The 15,829-nt window shown below is 65.7% G+C and carries 14 protein-coding genes; 1 reads left to right on the top strand and 13 read right to left on the bottom strand.

The window, feature by feature from the left end; genetic code table 11:
- Window positions 1-324: 324 nt before the first annotated feature.
- From K410_RS0114425 to K410_RS0114400, 6 genes are all read right to left on the bottom strand, one after another.
- Window positions 325-1,818: an ABC transporter substrate-binding protein gene (locus K410_RS0114425; RefSeq protein ID WP_028135538.1), complete on the bottom strand. Its 1,494-nt coding sequence runs from the start codon at window positions 1,816-1,818 to the stop codon at window positions 325-327.
- Window positions 1,819-1,873: 55 nt separating this feature from the next.
- Window positions 1,874-2,878: an ABC transporter ATP-binding protein gene (locus tag K410_RS0114420; protein ID WP_028135537.1), complete on the bottom strand. Its 1,005-nt coding sequence runs from the start codon at window positions 2,876-2,878 to the stop codon at window positions 1,874-1,876.
- The gene (locus tag K410_RS0114415) at window positions 2,875-3,888 is read right to left on the bottom strand and encodes an ABC transporter ATP-binding protein (protein ID WP_028135536.1); all 1,014 of its coding nucleotides are present in this window, start codon (window positions 3,886-3,888) and stop codon (window positions 2,875-2,877) included. Before K410_RS0114415 ends, K410_RS0114420 begins: the two co-directional genes overlap by 4 nt.
- 2 nt (window positions 3,889-3,890) lie before the next feature.
- Window positions 3,891-4,778: an ABC transporter permease gene (locus K410_RS0114410; RefSeq protein WP_028135535.1), complete on the bottom strand. Its 888-nt coding sequence runs from the start codon at window positions 4,776-4,778 to the stop codon at window positions 3,891-3,893.
- On the bottom strand, window positions 4,775-5,725 hold the full coding sequence (locus tag K410_RS0114405; RefSeq protein WP_028135534.1) for an ABC transporter permease: 951 nt from the start codon (window positions 5,723-5,725) through the stop codon (window positions 4,775-4,777). The genes K410_RS0114410 and K410_RS0114405 overlap by 4 nt, the downstream gene beginning before the upstream one ends.
- An 84-nt stretch (window positions 5,726-5,809) precedes the next feature.
- Complete coding sequence (locus K410_RS0114400; protein ID WP_028135533.1) at window positions 5,810-7,231, bottom strand: amidase; 1,422 nt, start codon at window positions 7,229-7,231, stop codon at window positions 5,810-5,812.
- 135 nt (window positions 7,232-7,366) lie between these two features.
- Between K410_RS0114400 and K410_RS0114395 the strand changes: the two genes are divergently transcribed.
- A complete protein-coding gene (locus K410_RS0114395; RefSeq protein ID WP_028135532.1) occupies window positions 7,367-8,254 on the top strand; it encodes a LysR family transcriptional regulator in 888 nt (295 codons plus the stop codon).
- 6 nt (window positions 8,255-8,260) lie between these two features.
- Here K410_RS0114395 and K410_RS0114390 read toward each other — a convergent pair whose 3' ends face one another.
- The 7 genes from K410_RS0114390 to K410_RS0114360 form a co-directional block, all read right to left on the bottom strand.
- The gene (locus K410_RS0114390; protein ID WP_028135531.1) at window positions 8,261-9,196 is read right to left on the bottom strand and encodes a carbohydrate kinase family protein; all 936 of its coding nucleotides are present in this window, start codon (window positions 9,194-9,196) and stop codon (window positions 8,261-8,263) included.
- A gap of 5 nt (window positions 9,197-9,201) precedes the next feature.
- Window positions 9,202-10,848 (bottom strand): FGGY-family carbohydrate kinase, encoded by a 1,647-nt coding sequence (locus K410_RS0114385; RefSeq protein ID WP_028135530.1) that lies wholly within the window; start codon window positions 10,846-10,848, stop codon window positions 9,202-9,204.
- A 40-nt stretch (window positions 10,849-10,888) separates the two neighbouring features.
- Window positions 10,889-11,662 carry an SDR family NAD(P)-dependent oxidoreductase gene (locus K410_RS0114380; RefSeq protein WP_028135529.1) on the bottom strand — a complete coding sequence of 258 codons (774 nt, stop codon included), beginning with the start codon at window positions 11,660-11,662 and terminating at the stop codon, window positions 10,889-10,891.
- A gap of 31 nt (window positions 11,663-11,693) precedes the next feature.
- Window positions 11,694-12,701 carry an ABC transporter ATP-binding protein gene (locus K410_RS0114375; RefSeq protein WP_028135528.1) on the bottom strand — a complete coding sequence of 336 codons (1,008 nt, stop codon included), beginning with the start codon at window positions 12,699-12,701 and terminating at the stop codon, window positions 11,694-11,696.
- Between the two features lie 15 nt (window positions 12,702-12,716).
- On the bottom strand, window positions 12,717-13,547 hold the full coding sequence (locus K410_RS0114370) for a carbohydrate ABC transporter permease (protein ID WP_028135527.1): 831 nt from the start codon (window positions 13,545-13,547) through the stop codon (window positions 12,717-12,719).
- A 3-nt stretch (window positions 13,548-13,550) separates the two neighbouring features.
- Entirely contained in the window at window positions 13,551-14,423 is an 873-nt protein-coding gene (locus K410_RS0114365) for a carbohydrate ABC transporter permease (protein WP_028135526.1), read from the bottom strand.
- Between the two features lie 151 nt (window positions 14,424-14,574).
- Window positions 14,575-15,828 (bottom strand): ABC transporter substrate-binding protein, encoded by a 1,254-nt coding sequence (locus K410_RS0114360; RefSeq protein WP_245269470.1) that lies wholly within the window; start codon window positions 15,826-15,828, stop codon window positions 14,575-14,577.
- Between the last annotated feature and the right edge of the window lies 1 nt (window position 15,829).

Here is a 15,829-nt window from a genome sequence, read left to right as displayed (position 1 = left end):
ATGCCCAACAGAGGTAACCCGGCAAAATTTAAGAAACTTCGAAGCGATTGCGTTCAGATTGAAACCGTCAGCGATGGTTAACGCGGACTCCGGTTCCGCAGCTGAGGAATTTCGAATATCGCTGTTTCGCCCGACGGGACAATGGTCCCCGCGCACCGCCTCGACGATCGAACGCACAATGCGCAAGCCATTGAAATGACTACGCCCGGCTACTGTGCATGGGGTTGTTTTTCAGTTTTTGCTTTGGGCCTGCCAAACGATTGGCCTCTTCCCGACGGGAAGAGGCCAAGATTGAACCGACGCGCTCGCCTTGGTCGCGCGTTCCTACTCCCAGGCCCAGGCCGAGAAATCGTTCTCGAACTGCGGGACTTCTTTCCAGACGCCCTTCAGCTTCTTGTTGATGACGGTCGGCCATTGCGGCTGAAACAAATAGGCGGAGACGGCGTCGGTGGCGAGCATGCGCTGGGCGTCGCCGAGCAGCTTGGCGCGGGCGGCTTCTTCCGGTGTCGACACGATCTGCTTGTAGAGCGCGTTGAACTTCTCGTTGTTGTAGCCGAGATAATAGTCGGGCTCGGTGATCTTGACGAGATCGAACGGCTCGACGTGGCTGACGATGGTGAGGTCGAAATTGTGCGGGCCATTGCCGGCGAACACCTGCGACAACCACTGCGCCCACTCGACGTTCTCGATCTTGGCGACGATGCCGACCTTGGCGAGCTGGGCCGCGACGATCTCGCCGCCCTGCCGCGCATAGGGCGGCGGCGGCAGCTTCAGCGACAGCTCGAGCGGCGCGGTGACGCCGGCTTCAGTGAGCAGCTTCTTGGCCTTCTCGGGGTCGTAGGGATTGACGCCGGTGGTGTCGACGTAGCCGAGCGATCCCGGCGTGTAGAAGCTGCCGATCGGCGTGCCGAACCCCTCGACGGCGCCGTCGATCAATGCCTTGCGGTCGATCGCAGCGAGAATGGCGCGGCGAACGCGGACGTCGTCGAGCGGCTTCTTCCGATGATTGATCGCGACGATGGTCTTGGCCCTGGATCCGCCGATCAGCACCGTGAAACGCGGGTCGCTCTTGAACTGGGCAACGACGCGGGTGGCGATGCGCGGAAACGCGTCGACGTCGTTCGACAGCAGCGCCGCGGCCTGGGCGGCCGGATCGGAGATGAAGCGGATCGTCACCTTCGAGAGCTTGATTGCGGAGGCGTTGCGGTAGTCGGCCCATTTGTTGAGCGTGATCGAGGAGCCCTTGGCCCAGGCACCCAGCTGATAGGGTCCGGTCCCGACCGGCTGGGTGACGTTGGTCGCCGCGCTCTTGGGCTCGACGATCGAGCCGCTCGCCTGTCCCAGCAGGAACGGCAGGTTCGGCTCGGAATATTTCAGGGTGATCACGATCGTGTCGGCGTCGGGCGCGTCGACCTTCTCGAACGCCTGGAACAGGCTCTTGTCCTTGTTGGTGCTGGTCGGCGCGGCGTTGCGCTCGAAGGAGAACTTCACCGTCGCGGAATCGAACGGCTCGCCATTGTGGAATTTGACGCCCTTGCGAAGCTTGAACGTGTAGGTCTTGAGATCGGGCGAAGCAGTCCAGCTCTCGGCCAGCAGCGGCGATACCGAGCCGTCCTCGTTGATCTTGGTCAGCGTCTCGTAGATGTTGTAGAGCGTGACCTCGGCGATCGCAGCCGCAGCGGCATTGGTCGGATCGAGCCCCGGCGGCTCCAGCGTCATCCCCATGACGACGCTGTCCTTCTTGCTCTGCGCCAGCACCGGCAAAGGCGCCGCGACGAGCGCAGCCGCTACGGCGACAATCGACAATTTCCTCAACATGCGTAACTCCCCGGCCTGTTCCGTTCTTCAGCCTACGCCAATCCGGCTCCGGACACTAACCTTCCATCGCGACCTGCGGCAACGCCATCACGGCCTCCGCCCTGTGGCAGGCGGCAAGGTGTCCCTCGCCGACCTTGCGTAACGCAGGCAGGGCCTCGCGGCAATGCTGCTCGGCGAGCGGGCAACGCGCGACATAGGGGCATCCGGCCGCCGCCGCCGATTGCGAGGCGATGGCCTGGCCGCCGCGCCGCCGCCGACCGCCGCCGGCACGTGCCCGCGGCACCGCCTCCAGCAGCGCTCGCGTATAGGGATGAGCGCAATGCTCGAAAAGGTCTTCGGGCCGGCCCTGCTCGACGATACGGCCGAGATACATCACCGCGACCTCGTCGCAGAGATAGTCGACGACGGCGAGATCGTGGCTGATCAGGATGTAGCTGAGGCCGAACTGCTCCTGAAGATCCTGCATCAGATTCAGCACCTGGGCCTGCACGGAGACGTCGAGCGCGGAGACCGGCTCGTCGGCGACGATCAGCTTGGGCTGGGTGATCAGCGCGCGCGCGATGGCGATGCGCTGGCGCTGGCCGCCGGAGAACTCGTGCGGATACTTCTCCATGTCGGCATCGCGCAAGCCGACCTGGCGCAGCGCGGCGGCGACGCGGTCGCGGAACGTGGAGCGGTCGGCTCCCTCCAGCACGGTGAGTGGCTCGGCCACGATGCGCGCGATGGTCTGGCGCGGATCGAGCGAGCCGTAGGGATCCTGGAACACCATCTGGAAATCGCGGCGGGCGCGGCGCAATTCATCGGCGGGGATGCGGTTGAGATCGCGCCCGAGCAGCGCGACCTGTCCCGACGTCGGCCGCTCCAGCGCCATCACCAGCCGCGCGAAGGTCGACTTGCCCGAGCCGGATTCGCCGACGACGCCGAGGCTCTTGCCCGCGGCCACCTGCACGCTGACACCATTGAGCGCACGCACCTGGCCCGGCGCACGAAACAGGCTTTCCCGCGGCAGCGCATAGCGCTGTTCGAGATCCTTCACGTCGAGAAGCGGCGCGGCGGTCATGCGGTCAGCGCTCCGACACGTTCTGCCATCGACACATCGGTCCTGATGCAGCGCACGCCATGGCGCGGTCCGACCTCCACCATCGGCGGCAGTGCGGCGCGACACGCATCGATCACCAGCGGACAGCGGTCGGAGAAGGTGCACCCCGTCGGCAGATCGGCCAGCTCCGGCACCGTGCCCGATATCGTCTGCAGCCGCGTCCCCTTGCGTGCGCCGAGCTTCGGCCGCGCGCGGAACAGGCCCTGCGTGTAGGGATGGCCCATGCGGCGGAAGACCTCGTCGGTCGGTCCGCTCTCGACGACGGCGCCGCCATACATCACCATCATGCGCTGCACGTTCTCGGCAATGACGCCGAGATCGTGCGAGATCAGGATCATCGACATGCCGCGCTCCTCGACGAGATCGGCAATGAGGTCGAGGATCTGTCCCTGGATGGTGACGTCGAGTGCGGTGGTCGGCTCGTCCGCGATCAAGAGGTCCGGCTCGCAGGCGAGCGCCATCGCGATGGTGATGCGCTGGCGCTGGCCGCCGGAAAACTGGTGCGGATAGGCATCGACGCGCCTGACAGCATCGGGCAGTCCGACGCGGTCGAGCAAGGCGATCGTCTCTCTGCGCGCCTGCACCGCCGAATATGTCTTGTGCCGCCGCAGCGGCTCGGCGACCTGATCGCCGATCGTGTGCATCGGGTTGAGCGCGGTCATCGGCTCCTGGAAGATCATGCTGATACGGTTGCCGCGCAGGCGGCAATAATCCGCATCCGGCAATCCCACGAGCTCGTGGCCGTCGAGCTTGATGCTGCCCGAGACCACGGCGCTATCTGGCAGCAGTCCCATCAGCGACATTGCGGTGATCGACTTGCCGCAACCGGACTCGCCGACGAGCCCGAGCGTCTCGCCGCGCTTCAGCGAGAAGCTGAGGCCGCGTACGGCCTGCGCCGGCCCGCGACTGGTGTTGAGGCGGACGCCGAGATTCTCAACTTCGATCAGCGGCATGTCGGAGCGCTCGGTCATGGTCATCGCTCGCGCGCCAATCTGGGATCGAGCAGGTCGCGCAAGCCGTCGCCGAGCAGATTGAGGCCCAGCACCGCGATCGCGATCGCCGCACCCGGATAGACCGCGAGCATCGGCGATTGGAACAGCAGGGTCTGCGCATCGTTCAACATCCGTCCCCAGGACGGCTGCGGCGGCTGCGTGCCGAGACCGAGATAGGACAGCGCCGCTTCGGCGAGAATGGCGAGCGCGAACTGGATGGTGACCTGCACGATCAGGATCGACAGGATATTCGGCAGCACGTGCTCGATGGTGATGCGGAAGCGCCCCTTGCCCGCGGCGCGCGCGGCCAGCACGAATTCGCGGGCCCAGATCGCATTGGCCGAGCCCCGCGTCAGCCGCGTCAACGTCGGGATCTGGAAGATGCCGATGGCGACGATCGAGGTGACCATGCCCGGCCCCGCCACCGCGGCGAGCATGATCGCGGACAGCACGGCCGGAAAGGCGAAGGTGAAGTCGGAGAAGCGCATGATGATCTCTTCGGTCCAGCCGCGCCGCGCCGAAGCGATCAGGCCGAGCGTGACGCCGAAGGTGAGACCGATGCCGACCGCGATGATTCCGACCATGATGGTGGAGCGGGCGCCGGCGAGCAGCAGCGAGACGATGTCGCGGCCGAAGGAATCGGTGCCGAGCCAATGCGCCGCCGACGGCGGCCGCAGCTTCGAGGCGATGTCGATCTCGTAAGGCGACCACGGCGTCCAAACCAGCGACAGGAGTGCCGAGGCGAGCACGAGAAGGCTCAACGTGCCGCCGAGGACGAAGCTGCGGTGGCGCAGCGCACGGCGCCAGAAGGTCCGGGCCGGCAGCGGCCGCGTGGCGAGCGGCGCGTCGATGGTCATGGGCGCGCTCACAGGTCGTGAACCTTGATGCGGGGATCGATGAAGGCGTAGAGCACGTCGACCACGAAATTGACGATTACGACCATGGTCGCAAGCAGCATCACGCAATTGCGCACCACGATCAGGTCGCGGTTGGCGATCGACTGGAAGATCAGGCGGCCGAGCCCCGGCAGGTAGAACACGTTCTCGATCACGATGGTGCCGGCCAGCAGATTGGCGAATTGCAGGCCCATCACCGTCATCACGGGAATCATGGCGTTGCGCAGCACATGGCTCCACAGCACCTCGCGCTTGCCGAGCCCTTTGGCGCGCGCGGTACGGACGAAATCCTCGCGCAGCACCTCGAGCACGGCGGAGCGCGTGACGCGCGCCAGAATCGCGGCCTGCACCACCGCGAGCGAGATCGCCGGCAGCAGCAGTGACTTGAAGCCGAGCCAGATGCCGTCTTCCCAGCCGGCAAAGCCGCCCGCCGAGAGCCATTGCAGCCGCACGGAGAACAACAGCACCAGCAGGATCGCAAACCAGAAATTGGGCAGCGCGATGCCGATTTGCGTCAGCGACATCACGCCGACGTCGCCGAGCTTGTTGTGGTTGGCGGCGGTATAGATGCCGGCCGAGAGCGCCAGCGTCACCGTGATTGCCATGGCCATGATCGCGAGCGGAACGGTCAGCAGCAGCCGCTCCCCGATCAGGCTGGCGACCGGCGTGCCGTAGACATAGGAATTGCCGAGATCGCCGGACAGAAGTCCCTTGATCCATTGCAGATAGCGAACCGCCAGGGGCTGGTCGAGACCGAGCTTGATGGTGAGCGCGCGCACCGCGTCCGGCGAGGCATCGGCGCCCATCAGCATCTGCGCGGCATTGCCGGGAAGTGCGTCGAGCACCAGGAAGATGATCAGCGATGCGCCGATCAGCGTCGCCAGCAAGGTCACCAGACGTCGGAGGACAAATACGCTCATGCGCGCTCGGCTTCAGGGCTCAGCTGCGGCACGATCAACATGTCCGGACGAGAGAGGCAAGCCTTTTGCTGCGGGGACATGTCGTCATTCCGGCCAGCGGGACAGAAGGCCTGCGGAGGCCTCGAACAATGCGCAGATGCGCAGCAGCTCCGCATCCGCGCGGAAGCGGCCGACCAGCTGCAACCCGATCGGCAAGCCGTCACGGCCGAAGCCTGAGGGCAGGCTGATGGCGGGATGGCCGGTCATGTTGAACGGCATGGTCCAGGGGAACCAATGCGGCCGGACGCTGTCGAAATGCCGACCGTCGATCTCGATGGTGCCGAACAGGTCCTGGCCGATCGGCAGCGCGGTCCGAGTCAGGGTCGGCATCGCCAGCAGGTGCCCGCGCGCAAGCAACGATTGCACCCGGCGGAACAGTGCGGTGCGCGCGAACATCGCCTCCTGGTAGTCGACGCCGCTGACCTCGGTGGCGAGTGCGAGCTGCTTGAGGAAAGCCTCGCTCAGCACGTCCTTGTGCTCCGCGGCAAGCTTGGCAAAGCGCGTGCGCCAGACCGTGTGGTTGATGGCGCGCCAGATCGGCTCGATGTCGAAACCGTCGCCCGAGAATTCCTCGAGCTCGGCCCCCAGCCCTGCCAGTCGGTCGAGGCTCGCCTTGAAATTGGCGGCGACCTCCGCGGACACCGGACGGCCCGGCGGCGTCAGGCAGCACAGGATCCTGAGCCCGCGCAGATCGCCGCGCGGGGCGGCGGTGCCGATGAAGTCAGGCACGGGCACGCCGATCGACCAGGGATCACAGGCGTCCTCCCCCGCCATCGCCTGCATCATCAGCGCAGTGTCGGCGACGGTGCGCGTCGTGGGTGTGACATAGGTCTGGTTGCCGAAGACATCCAACGCCTGGCTGTGCGGGATGATGCCGTTGCTCTGCTTCAGACCCACCACGCCGTTGCAGGCGGCGGGAATCCGCGTCGAGCCGCCGCCATCGGTCGCAATCGCAAGCGGTGCGATGCCGCTGGCGACCGCAACCGCCGCGCCGCCGCTGGAGCCGCCGGAGGAGCGGCACGCGTCCCAGGCGTTGCGGGTCCGGCCGAACAGCGGAGAATCCGTCAGGCACTTGCTGCCGAATTCCGGCGTGGTGGTCTTGCCGATCAGGATCGCGCCTTCGCTGCGCAGCCGCGCCACCGCGACGGCGTCCTCGGTCGGCACGTTGTCCTTGTAGGGAACGGCGCCGAAGGTGGTCCTGACGCCCCTGGTGTTGACGATGTCCTTGACGGTAACCGGGATGCCGTGCAGCAGACCGAGCGGCTCACCGGCCATCAGCTTGCGCTCGGCCGCGCGCGCCTGCGCCATCGCCTCCTCGCCACAGAGCGTGATGAAGCAGTTCAATTCGGGTTGGAGCGCCTCGGCGCGCGCGAGCACGGCACGGACGATCTCGACCGGCGAAATCTTCTTTGCGGCAATGAGGCCGCGTAACTCGGTTGCGGACAAGAGACAAGGATCACCGTTGATCGCCACATCACGCTCCGAAGCGGGCCGCAATTGGTCCCAGGACATCGACAAGACATTGACAGCGAGAATGACAGTTTTGTTAACTCGCCGTCCAATACGATTTTGATCGTCAACCCATACGTTCTCGGTATGCCAATGGATCTTCGCCGGCTCCGCTATTTCGTCGCCGTCGCCGAGGCGCGCAGCATCGGCAAGGCCGCCGAGCGGCTGCGGATGGCGCAGCCTCCGCTCTCCGTCCAGATCCGCAAGCTCGAGGCCGAGATCGGCGCGCCGCTATTCCGCCGCGGCACCCGTGGCATGGACCTGACCGAGGCCGGCCAGGCGCTGCTGGCCCGCGCGAGCGAGGCGCTGGCGCTGGCCATCGACGGCGCCGAAGCCGCGCGCGCGGTCGCCGCCGGCAAGCGCGGACGGCTCTCGGTCGGCTACATGTTCGTGCTGGCGAATGCGATGCTGCCATCTCTGATCCCGGAGCTGCGGCGATCCATTCCGGGCATCGATCTCGACTTCGCCGAACTCAGCGCATCGACGCGCGAGGCCCGGCTGCTCGATCGCAGCGTCACGGTCGCGCTGTGCATGCCGGCCATCAACCATCCCGAGATCCAGGTGGCGCGGATCGGGGCACAGCCATTCATGCTGGCAATGCCGATCCGCTCGCCGCTCGCACGGCTCAGTGCGGTGCCGATGGAGCGGTTGCACGGCCGCCCGCTGATCGCGTTGCCGCCGCCGGAGCAGGATCCGGCCTCCTCCGCCGTCGCGGCCCTGCTGCGCCGGCATCAGATCGTGATGCCGATCGCGAGCCGGGTGGAGACGGTGCATTCGGCGATGAGCCTGGTTCTCGCCGGCGAAGGTTTTGCGATCGTGCCGGCCTGCGCCAAGCTCGGCGCGCCACACGGCATCGTGTTCAGGCCGCTGCGCGATGCAGCCGACTCCCTCGATATCGCCGTCTGCTGGCGGCGGGATTCCCAGAGCCCGCTGATCTCCAGATTTCTCAAATGCGCCGAGAAGGCCGTCGCGCGGATGTGAGGCGCGCTACCAGCTCCAAGTGATCTCCTTGCTCCAGGGCGGATCGGCGCCCGGGCGGGTGCAAGTCAGGCCGGCGCAATTGGCAGCAAAGGACAGCGCGCGGCGGAGCTCGTCGGCACTGATGTCCTTCAATGCTTCCCGGGCAATGCGTTCCTGTTTATGCAGGGCAAACAGCAGCGCCGCCTGAAAGCTGTCGCCTGCGCCGATCGTGTCGGCGACGTCGACCTTGGGTGCTTCGACCTCGATCTGCCCTGCTCCCGCGTGCCAGGCGATCGCGCCATGATTGCCGCGGGTGATGACGACGAGGCTGGTGCCCTGCCCGAGCAGCGCGCGCGCGCGCTGCGGATGCGGCTCCTCGCCGAAGAGATAGTCGAAGTCGACGTCCGACATCTTGATCAGATCGGCTTGGTTCGCGAACTCCGCCATGCGCGCGAGATAGGCCGGCTTGTCCTTGACCAGATTGGGTCGGCAATTCGGATCGAAGGAGATCGTCGAAGCCGCCCGCGCGTCCGCGATCAGCGCCTTGGTCTCGGCCGCGCCCTGATCGTTGACCAGGGTGGTCGAGCCGACATGGACGGCCTCGACAGTGTCGAACTGAATGGACCCGCGCCGGTAGGTCCAGTTCCGCGTCGCAGTCTCGGCATCGTAGAAGGCGTAGTGCGACTCGCCCGCCACGATACGGACGAAGGCGAGCGTGGTCTGATGATCGCTGCGGGTCGCGAGATCGAGATCGACGTGAGAGGCCGTAGCATGATCTGCGATCATCCGCCCGAACAGATCGGTCGAGATGCCGCCGACGAAGCCGGCCGGCGCGCCCAGCCGCGCCATGCCGATCGCGACATTGAGGCAGGAGCCGCCGACGGCCGGCATCACCGCCTCGCGCCCCTCGGCGGTTCGCGTCGGCACGAAATCGATCAGCGCATCGCCGCAGGCAATCAGCATGTCCTTCAACCTCTCGCGATGCCGCTCATCGCCGCACGGCTGCCGCGATCGAGCTCGCGCAGCAGCTTGTAGACCTCGCGCTTGCGGGTGTGAAACGCCGCCATGTCGGGCGCGGTCGGCTCGCTCTTCCGTCCCAGCGCCGACATCCTGGCCATCGTCTCGCCGATCGACGCATAGGCCCCGCCGGCCACCGCCCCCAGCATCGCGGCACCGAGCAGCACCGGCTCCTTCGTCTGCGGCAGCGCGACAGTGAGCCCCGTCGTATCGGCCATGATCTGCCGTACCAGCGGGCTGCGGCTGGCGCCGCCGCCCATGATCATCATGCTGGCGCGCACGCCATGCGCGGCAAAGGCCTCGATCACCTCGGCGAGCCCATAGGCGAGCCCGCACAAGCCGGCGACGAACAGCCGCTCCATCGAGGCGATGTCGGTGTCGAGATCGAGGCCGGCGATCACCGCGCGCGTATCCGGATCGGCGTGGGGCGAGCGGTTGCCGATGAACTCAGGCAGGACATGGATATCGCGGGCGAGCAGCGCGGCGCGGCTGGCATCGCCGGCACGTGCGATGATCCGGCGCTCGAGGAAGTCGATGAGGTCGAGCCCCTCGCCGCGCGCCGCCGCGCTGGCCTCGGCATGGGCCGGATGCGACTTGAGCAGATGGTCGATCGCCGCGCCCGCGGCAGACTGACCGCCCTCGTTGAGCCAGAAGTCCGGGACCATGCCGGAGTAATAGGGTCCCCACACCCCCGGCACGAAGCACGGCTCCTTGGTCGTCGCCATGATGCAGGCCGACGTCCCCATGATGTAGGCGAGCCGGTCGCAGACATCGCTGTCCCCACCCGAGCCGTTGCGGCCACCGATCGCGCCGATGCCGCCGGCATGGGCGTCGATCAGCGAGGCACCGACCGGTGTGCCCGGCGCCAGGCCGAGCTCCGCCGCGGCCGTGCGGGTCAGACCGCTGCCGAGCCGCGTGCCGGGAGCAACGATCTCGGTGCCGATGCGGGCGTATGTCTCGTTCACGAAGTCCGACAGGCCGATACGCTTGAAGAATTGCGCGCTCCAGCCGCCGCCATCATGGGCCAGATAATTCCATTTGCAGGTGACGGTGCAGGTTGAGCGCTGCAGCGAGCCGGTCGCGCGCCAGGTCAGATAGTCCGCCAGGTCGAAGAAGTGGCCGGCTGCGTCGAAGCTGCCACGAAGGTGCCGCTTCAGCCATAGCAGCTTCGGCATTTCCATCTCCGGCGAGATCGAGCCGCCGACATAGCGAAGCACGGCATCCTCGGTCTCGTTGATCAGCCGTGCCTCGGCAATGGCACGATGATCCATCCAGACGATGACATTGCGCTGCGCCTCGCCGGTCGCGCTGACGGTGAGCGGCTCGCCCTGTCTGTCGAGGACAACCAGCGAACACGTGGCGTCAAAGCCGATGCCGCCGACGCTGTCGGGCGCAATGCTCGCTTGCGCCATCGCCGCTCGCACCGACGTCGTGCAGGCCTCCCAGATATCCTGAGACGACTGCTCGACGATGTCGCCGGCCTCGTGCCAGATGCGGATCGGATGCCGCGCGGTCGCAAGCAGGTCTCCGGCCTCGTCAAACACCCCCGCCCGCGCGCTGGTGGTCCCTACGTCGACGCCGATATACGCTCGCGGCATTGTCGCTCCCGGTCGCTTTCCGTCGCTTTTGACGGTCAGCCTACCAGCAAGTGTAGCCGCCATCCACCAGCACGATGCTGCCGGTCATCAGGCTCGCCGCCTCCGAGGAGAGGAACAGCACGACGGAGGCGATCTCCTCGACCTGCCCCATCCGCGCCATCGGAGTTCCACCGATCCAGGCGTCGTACATCCTGGCATTGCTCTTCACGAAGGCGTTGAGCGGCGTCTCGATATAGGTCGGCGCCACCGCATTGACGCGGATGCCGCGCGCGCCCCATTCGGCGGCCAGCGATTTGGTCAGGTGATGCACCGCCGCCTTGGAGGCGTTGTAGAAGCACTGCTCCTGCGGCTTGTTGACGATGAAGCCGGACATCGAGCCGACATTGACGATGGCGCCGCTTTTCGCCTTCAGCATGTGCTTGCCGAATTCGCGGCAGCACCAGAACGTGCCGTTGAGATTGACATCGATGACGTTGAGCCAGTGCTCGTCGGTGACGGTTTCGGCCGGGGTTTCGCTGCGGGCGATGCCGGCATTGTTGACGAGAATATCGACCTTGCCGTGGCGGGCGACGAGGTCGTTCGCGACTTCCGCCACCCGCCTGGTATCGGTCACGTCCATGATTGCGGTCTCGATGTCGAAGCCCTTTGTCTTCAGGCTGGCCTTGGCGCTGTCGGCGACCCTGCCGTCGCGGTCGCCGATGATCACCCTGGCGCCGGCTTCGGCCAGCGCTTCCGCGCAGCCAAGGCCGATGCCCTGCCCGCCGCCGGTGATGAACGCGGTCTTGCCGTCCAGCTTGAATTTTTCCAGGTACATGGCGGTGTTTCCGTTGTCTTGACGTTTCTTGTCAGCGTCGAAGCGCGTTGCCGGCCTCGTCGAAGCGGTGGATGCGCGCAGGGTCCGGCAACAGCGAGACGCGGTCGCCGGCGTGCAGGCTCAATTCCCCGACGTGGCGCGCCGTCAGCATGCCGAGCGCACCGGCATCGACATAAAGAAAGGTGTCGCTGCCGAGATGCTCGGCGACCGCGATCGTGCCCAGCCAGCCGCCGGCGCCGTCGCGCTCGATCTTGAGGTGCTCCGGCCGTACGCCGATCGTGGTCGCGCCCTGCTGCGCAGCGAGCTCGCCGGTGACGAAATTCATCCTGGGCGAGCCGATGAAGCCGGCAACGAAGAGATTGGCCGGCCGCTCGTAGAGCTCCAGCGGCGAGCCATATTGCTCGATCTTGCCGCCGTTGAGCACGACGATCTTGTCGGCCATGGTCATGGCCTCGACCTGGTCATGCGTGACGTAGATCGCGGTGGTGCCGAGCTGCTTCTGCAGCCTGGTCACCTCGATGCGCATCTGCACGCGCAGCGCGGCATCGAGGTTGGAGAGGGGCTCGTCGAACAGGAAGGCCTTGGGCTCGCGCACGATGGCGCGGCCGATCGCGACGCGCTGGCGCTGGCCGCCGGAGAGCTCGCGCGGCTTGCGGTCGAGATAGGCCGTGAGGTTCAGCGTCGCGGCGGCGGCCTCGACCTTGCGGTTGATCTCGTCCTTGGCAAGGCCGGCCATCTTCAGGCCGAAGCCGATATTGCCGCGCACGCTCATATGCGGATAGAGCGCGTAGGACTGAAACACCATCGACAGCCCGCGCTTGGCGGGCGGCGTGTCGACGACGTTCTTGCCGTCGATCAGGATCCTGCCGCCGGAGACGTCTTCGAGCCCGGCAATCAACCGCAGCAAGGTTGTCTTGCCGCAGCCGGACGGGCCGACGAAGACCACGAAGGAGCCGTCGGCGATGTCGAGGTCGGCGCCCTTGATGATGTGCACGGGGCCGAACGATTTCTGCACGCCTTGAAGTGTGATCTGACCCATGATCCGGCAGCCCCTCTACTTCACCGCGCCGAAGGTGAGCCCGCGCACGAGCTGCTTCTGGCTGAACCAACCGAGGACGAGAATAGGCGCGATCGCCATCGTCGAGGCCGCCGACAGCTTTGCCCAGAACAGCCCTTCCGGGCTCGAATAGGAGGCGATGAACGTGGTCAGCGGCGCCGCGTTCGAGGTCGACAAATTGAGCGTCCAGAACGCCTCGTTCCAGGCGAGGATCAGGTTCAGCAGCATCGTGGACGCCAGCCCCGGGATCGCCATCGGCGTCAGCACGTAGACCAGCTCGCGGCCGATGGTGGCGCCGTCCATGCGCGCGGCTTCGAGAATGTCGCGCGGGATCTCCTTGAAATAGGTGAAGAGCATCCAGATGACGATCGGCAGATTGCCGAGGCACAGGATGAAGACGAGGCCAATGCGGGAATCCAGCAGACCGAACGACTTGTAGATCAGGTAGATCGGCACCAAGACGCCGACCGGCGGCATCATCTTGGTCGAGAGCATCCAGAGTAGGATGTCCTTGGTGCGCTTGGTCGGCGAGAACGCCATCGACCAGGCCGCGGGAATGGCGATCAAGAGAGCGATGAGCGTCGAGCCGCCGGCGATGACGATCGAGTTCATCGCGTGGTGAAAATAGTCGCTCCGCTCCTGGACGGTAGCATAGTTTTCCGTGGTCCAGTGGAAGAACAGGAAGGACGGTGGAATGGCAAATGCCTCGAGCTCGGTCTTGAAGCTCGTCAGCATCATCCACAGGATCGGGAAGAAGATCAGGAAGCCGAAGAACCACGCTCCGATCGTCGAGACCACCACCCGCCGCGTCGTCGCCATCCGCGCCATGCTTCAAGCCTCCAGATTGCGGCCGACGATGCGGACGAGGAAGAAGGCGACGACGTTGGCGATCACCACGGCGACGAGGCCGCCCGCCGAGGCGGTGCCGACGTCGAACTGGATCAGCGCCTGCGAATAGATCAGGAAGGCGATGTTGGTGGTTTGCAGGCCCGGCCCTCCCCCGGTGGTGACGAAAATCTCGGCAAACACCGTCAGCAGGAAGATGGTCTCGATCAGGATCACCACCGTGATGGGACGCGCCAGATGCGGCAGCGTGATGTAGATGAAGGTCGATACCGCGGGGGCGCCGTCCATTTCGGCAGCCTCCTTCTGCTCTTCGTCGAGCGATTGCAGCGCGGTGAGCAGGATCAGCGTCGCGAACGGCAGCCATTGCCAGGTCACGATCAGGATCACGGCAAACAGCGGCACGTCGTTGAACCAGTCGATCGGCGTCAACCCGAACAACGAGGCGAGCCAGGCGAACAGGCCGGACACCGGATGCATCAACAGGTTCTTCCAGACCAGCGCGCTGACCGTCGGCATCACGAAGAACGGCGCGATCACCATCAGCCGCACGACATTGCGCCCGATCACCGGCTGGTCCATCAGCAGCGCGAGCGGAATGCCGAGCAGGATCGTCAGCGCGAGCACGGAGCCGACCAGCACCAGCGTGTTTCGAAGCGAGGCCAGGAAGGCGGGATCGGTGAGGAAGTAGCGGAAGTTCTCGAGGCCCACGAACGACTCGGAGCCGGGATCGAGCAGGCTGTAATGCAGGGTCGAGAAGTAGATCGTCAGCGCGAGCGGAACGATCATCCAGATGAAGAGCAGCCCGACCGCAGGCGTCAGGAGCGAGCGCGCAAGGAGCTGCGTCTGCCGGGTTGCCATGCCTGACTTCTCCTTCAGAGCGTTTTCGAGCGAAGTTGAGACCGGTTCGCGGGAAGAAAACGCGTCGGAATGAAACCTTGGAAAGAAGGCGGCCATCCATCCGGGATCGGCGGATGGCCGCAAGTCTGAGCTCAGGAGGTCGAGCTCGGGTTCACTTGATGTAGCCGGCGCGCTTCATCTCGCGCTCGGTCGCCGATTGCGCCGCAGTCAGCGCGGCATCGACCGTCATCGAGCCCGCCAGCGCGGCGGAGAATTGCTGGCCGACCTGGGTGCCGATGCCCTGGAATTCGGGAATCGCGGCGTATTGCACCCCGACATAAGGCACCGGCTTCACCGTCGGCTTGTTCGGATCGGCCGCGTCAATCGAGGCCAGCGTCAGCTTGGCGAACGGGGCGACCTTCAGATAGTCGGGGTTCTGGTAGAGCGAGGTGCGTGTGCCCGGCGGCACGTTGGCCCAGCCGTCCTTCGAGGCGACGAGCTTGGTGTAGTCCTTGCTGGTCGCCCAGGCGATGAACTTCTCGGCAGCCTCCGTCTTCTTGGAGCCGGCGGGGATCGCGAGATTCCAGGCCCACAGCCAGTTGGCGTTCTTGCCGAGGCCAGTGTTGGGAGCCAGCGCGAAACCGACCTTGTCCGCGACCTTGGAGTCCTTCGGATTGGTGACGAAGGATGCCGCGACGGTGGCGTCGATCCACATCGCGCACTTGCCGGCGTTGAACAGCGCCAGATTCTCGTTGAAGCCGTTGGAGCTCGCGCCGGGCGGGCCGGCGTCCTTCATGAGATTGACGTAGGTCGTCAGCGTCGCCTTCCATTCCGGCGTGTTGAACTGGGGCTGCCACTTCTCGTCGAACCAGCGCGCTCCGTAGGAATTGGCCATGGCCGAAAGAAACGCCATGTTCTCGCCCCAGCCGGCCTTGCCGCGGAGGCAGATGCCGTAGGTGCCTGCACCCTTGTCGGTGAGCTTCTTGGCGGCATCGACCACGAAATCCCAGGTCGGCTTTTCCGGCATCTTCAGGCCGGCCTTCTCGAACAGATCGGTGCGATACATCACCATTGAGCTCTCGCCATAGAACGGCGCGGCGTAGAGCTTGCCGTCGACGGAGACCGCATCCTTGATCTTGGGCAGGAGGTCGGCGACGTCGTAGTCGCCGCCGAGATTGGCGAGCGGCACCAGCCAGCCCTTCTTGGCCCAGATCGGCACCTCGTAGGTGCCGATGGTGAGCACGTCGAATTGACCGCCCTTGGTGGCGATGTCGGTGGTGACGCGCTGGCGCAGCACGTTCTCCTCCAGCGTCACCCATTTCACCGTGATGTCGGGGTTCTTCTTGGTGAACTCGCTCGTCAGCCCCTGCATGCGGATCATGTCGCCGTTGTTGACGGTGGCGATCGTCAGGGTCGTTTCGGCCATC

The sequence above is a fragment of the Bradyrhizobium sp. 22 genome, assembly GCF_000482425.1.
GTDB lineage: Bacteria > Pseudomonadota > Alphaproteobacteria > Rhizobiales > Xanthobacteraceae > Bradyrhizobium > Bradyrhizobium japonicum_B.
The sequence above is the reverse complement of the archived record's forward strand: the minus strand, read 5'-3'. Positions and strand labels throughout refer to the sequence as shown.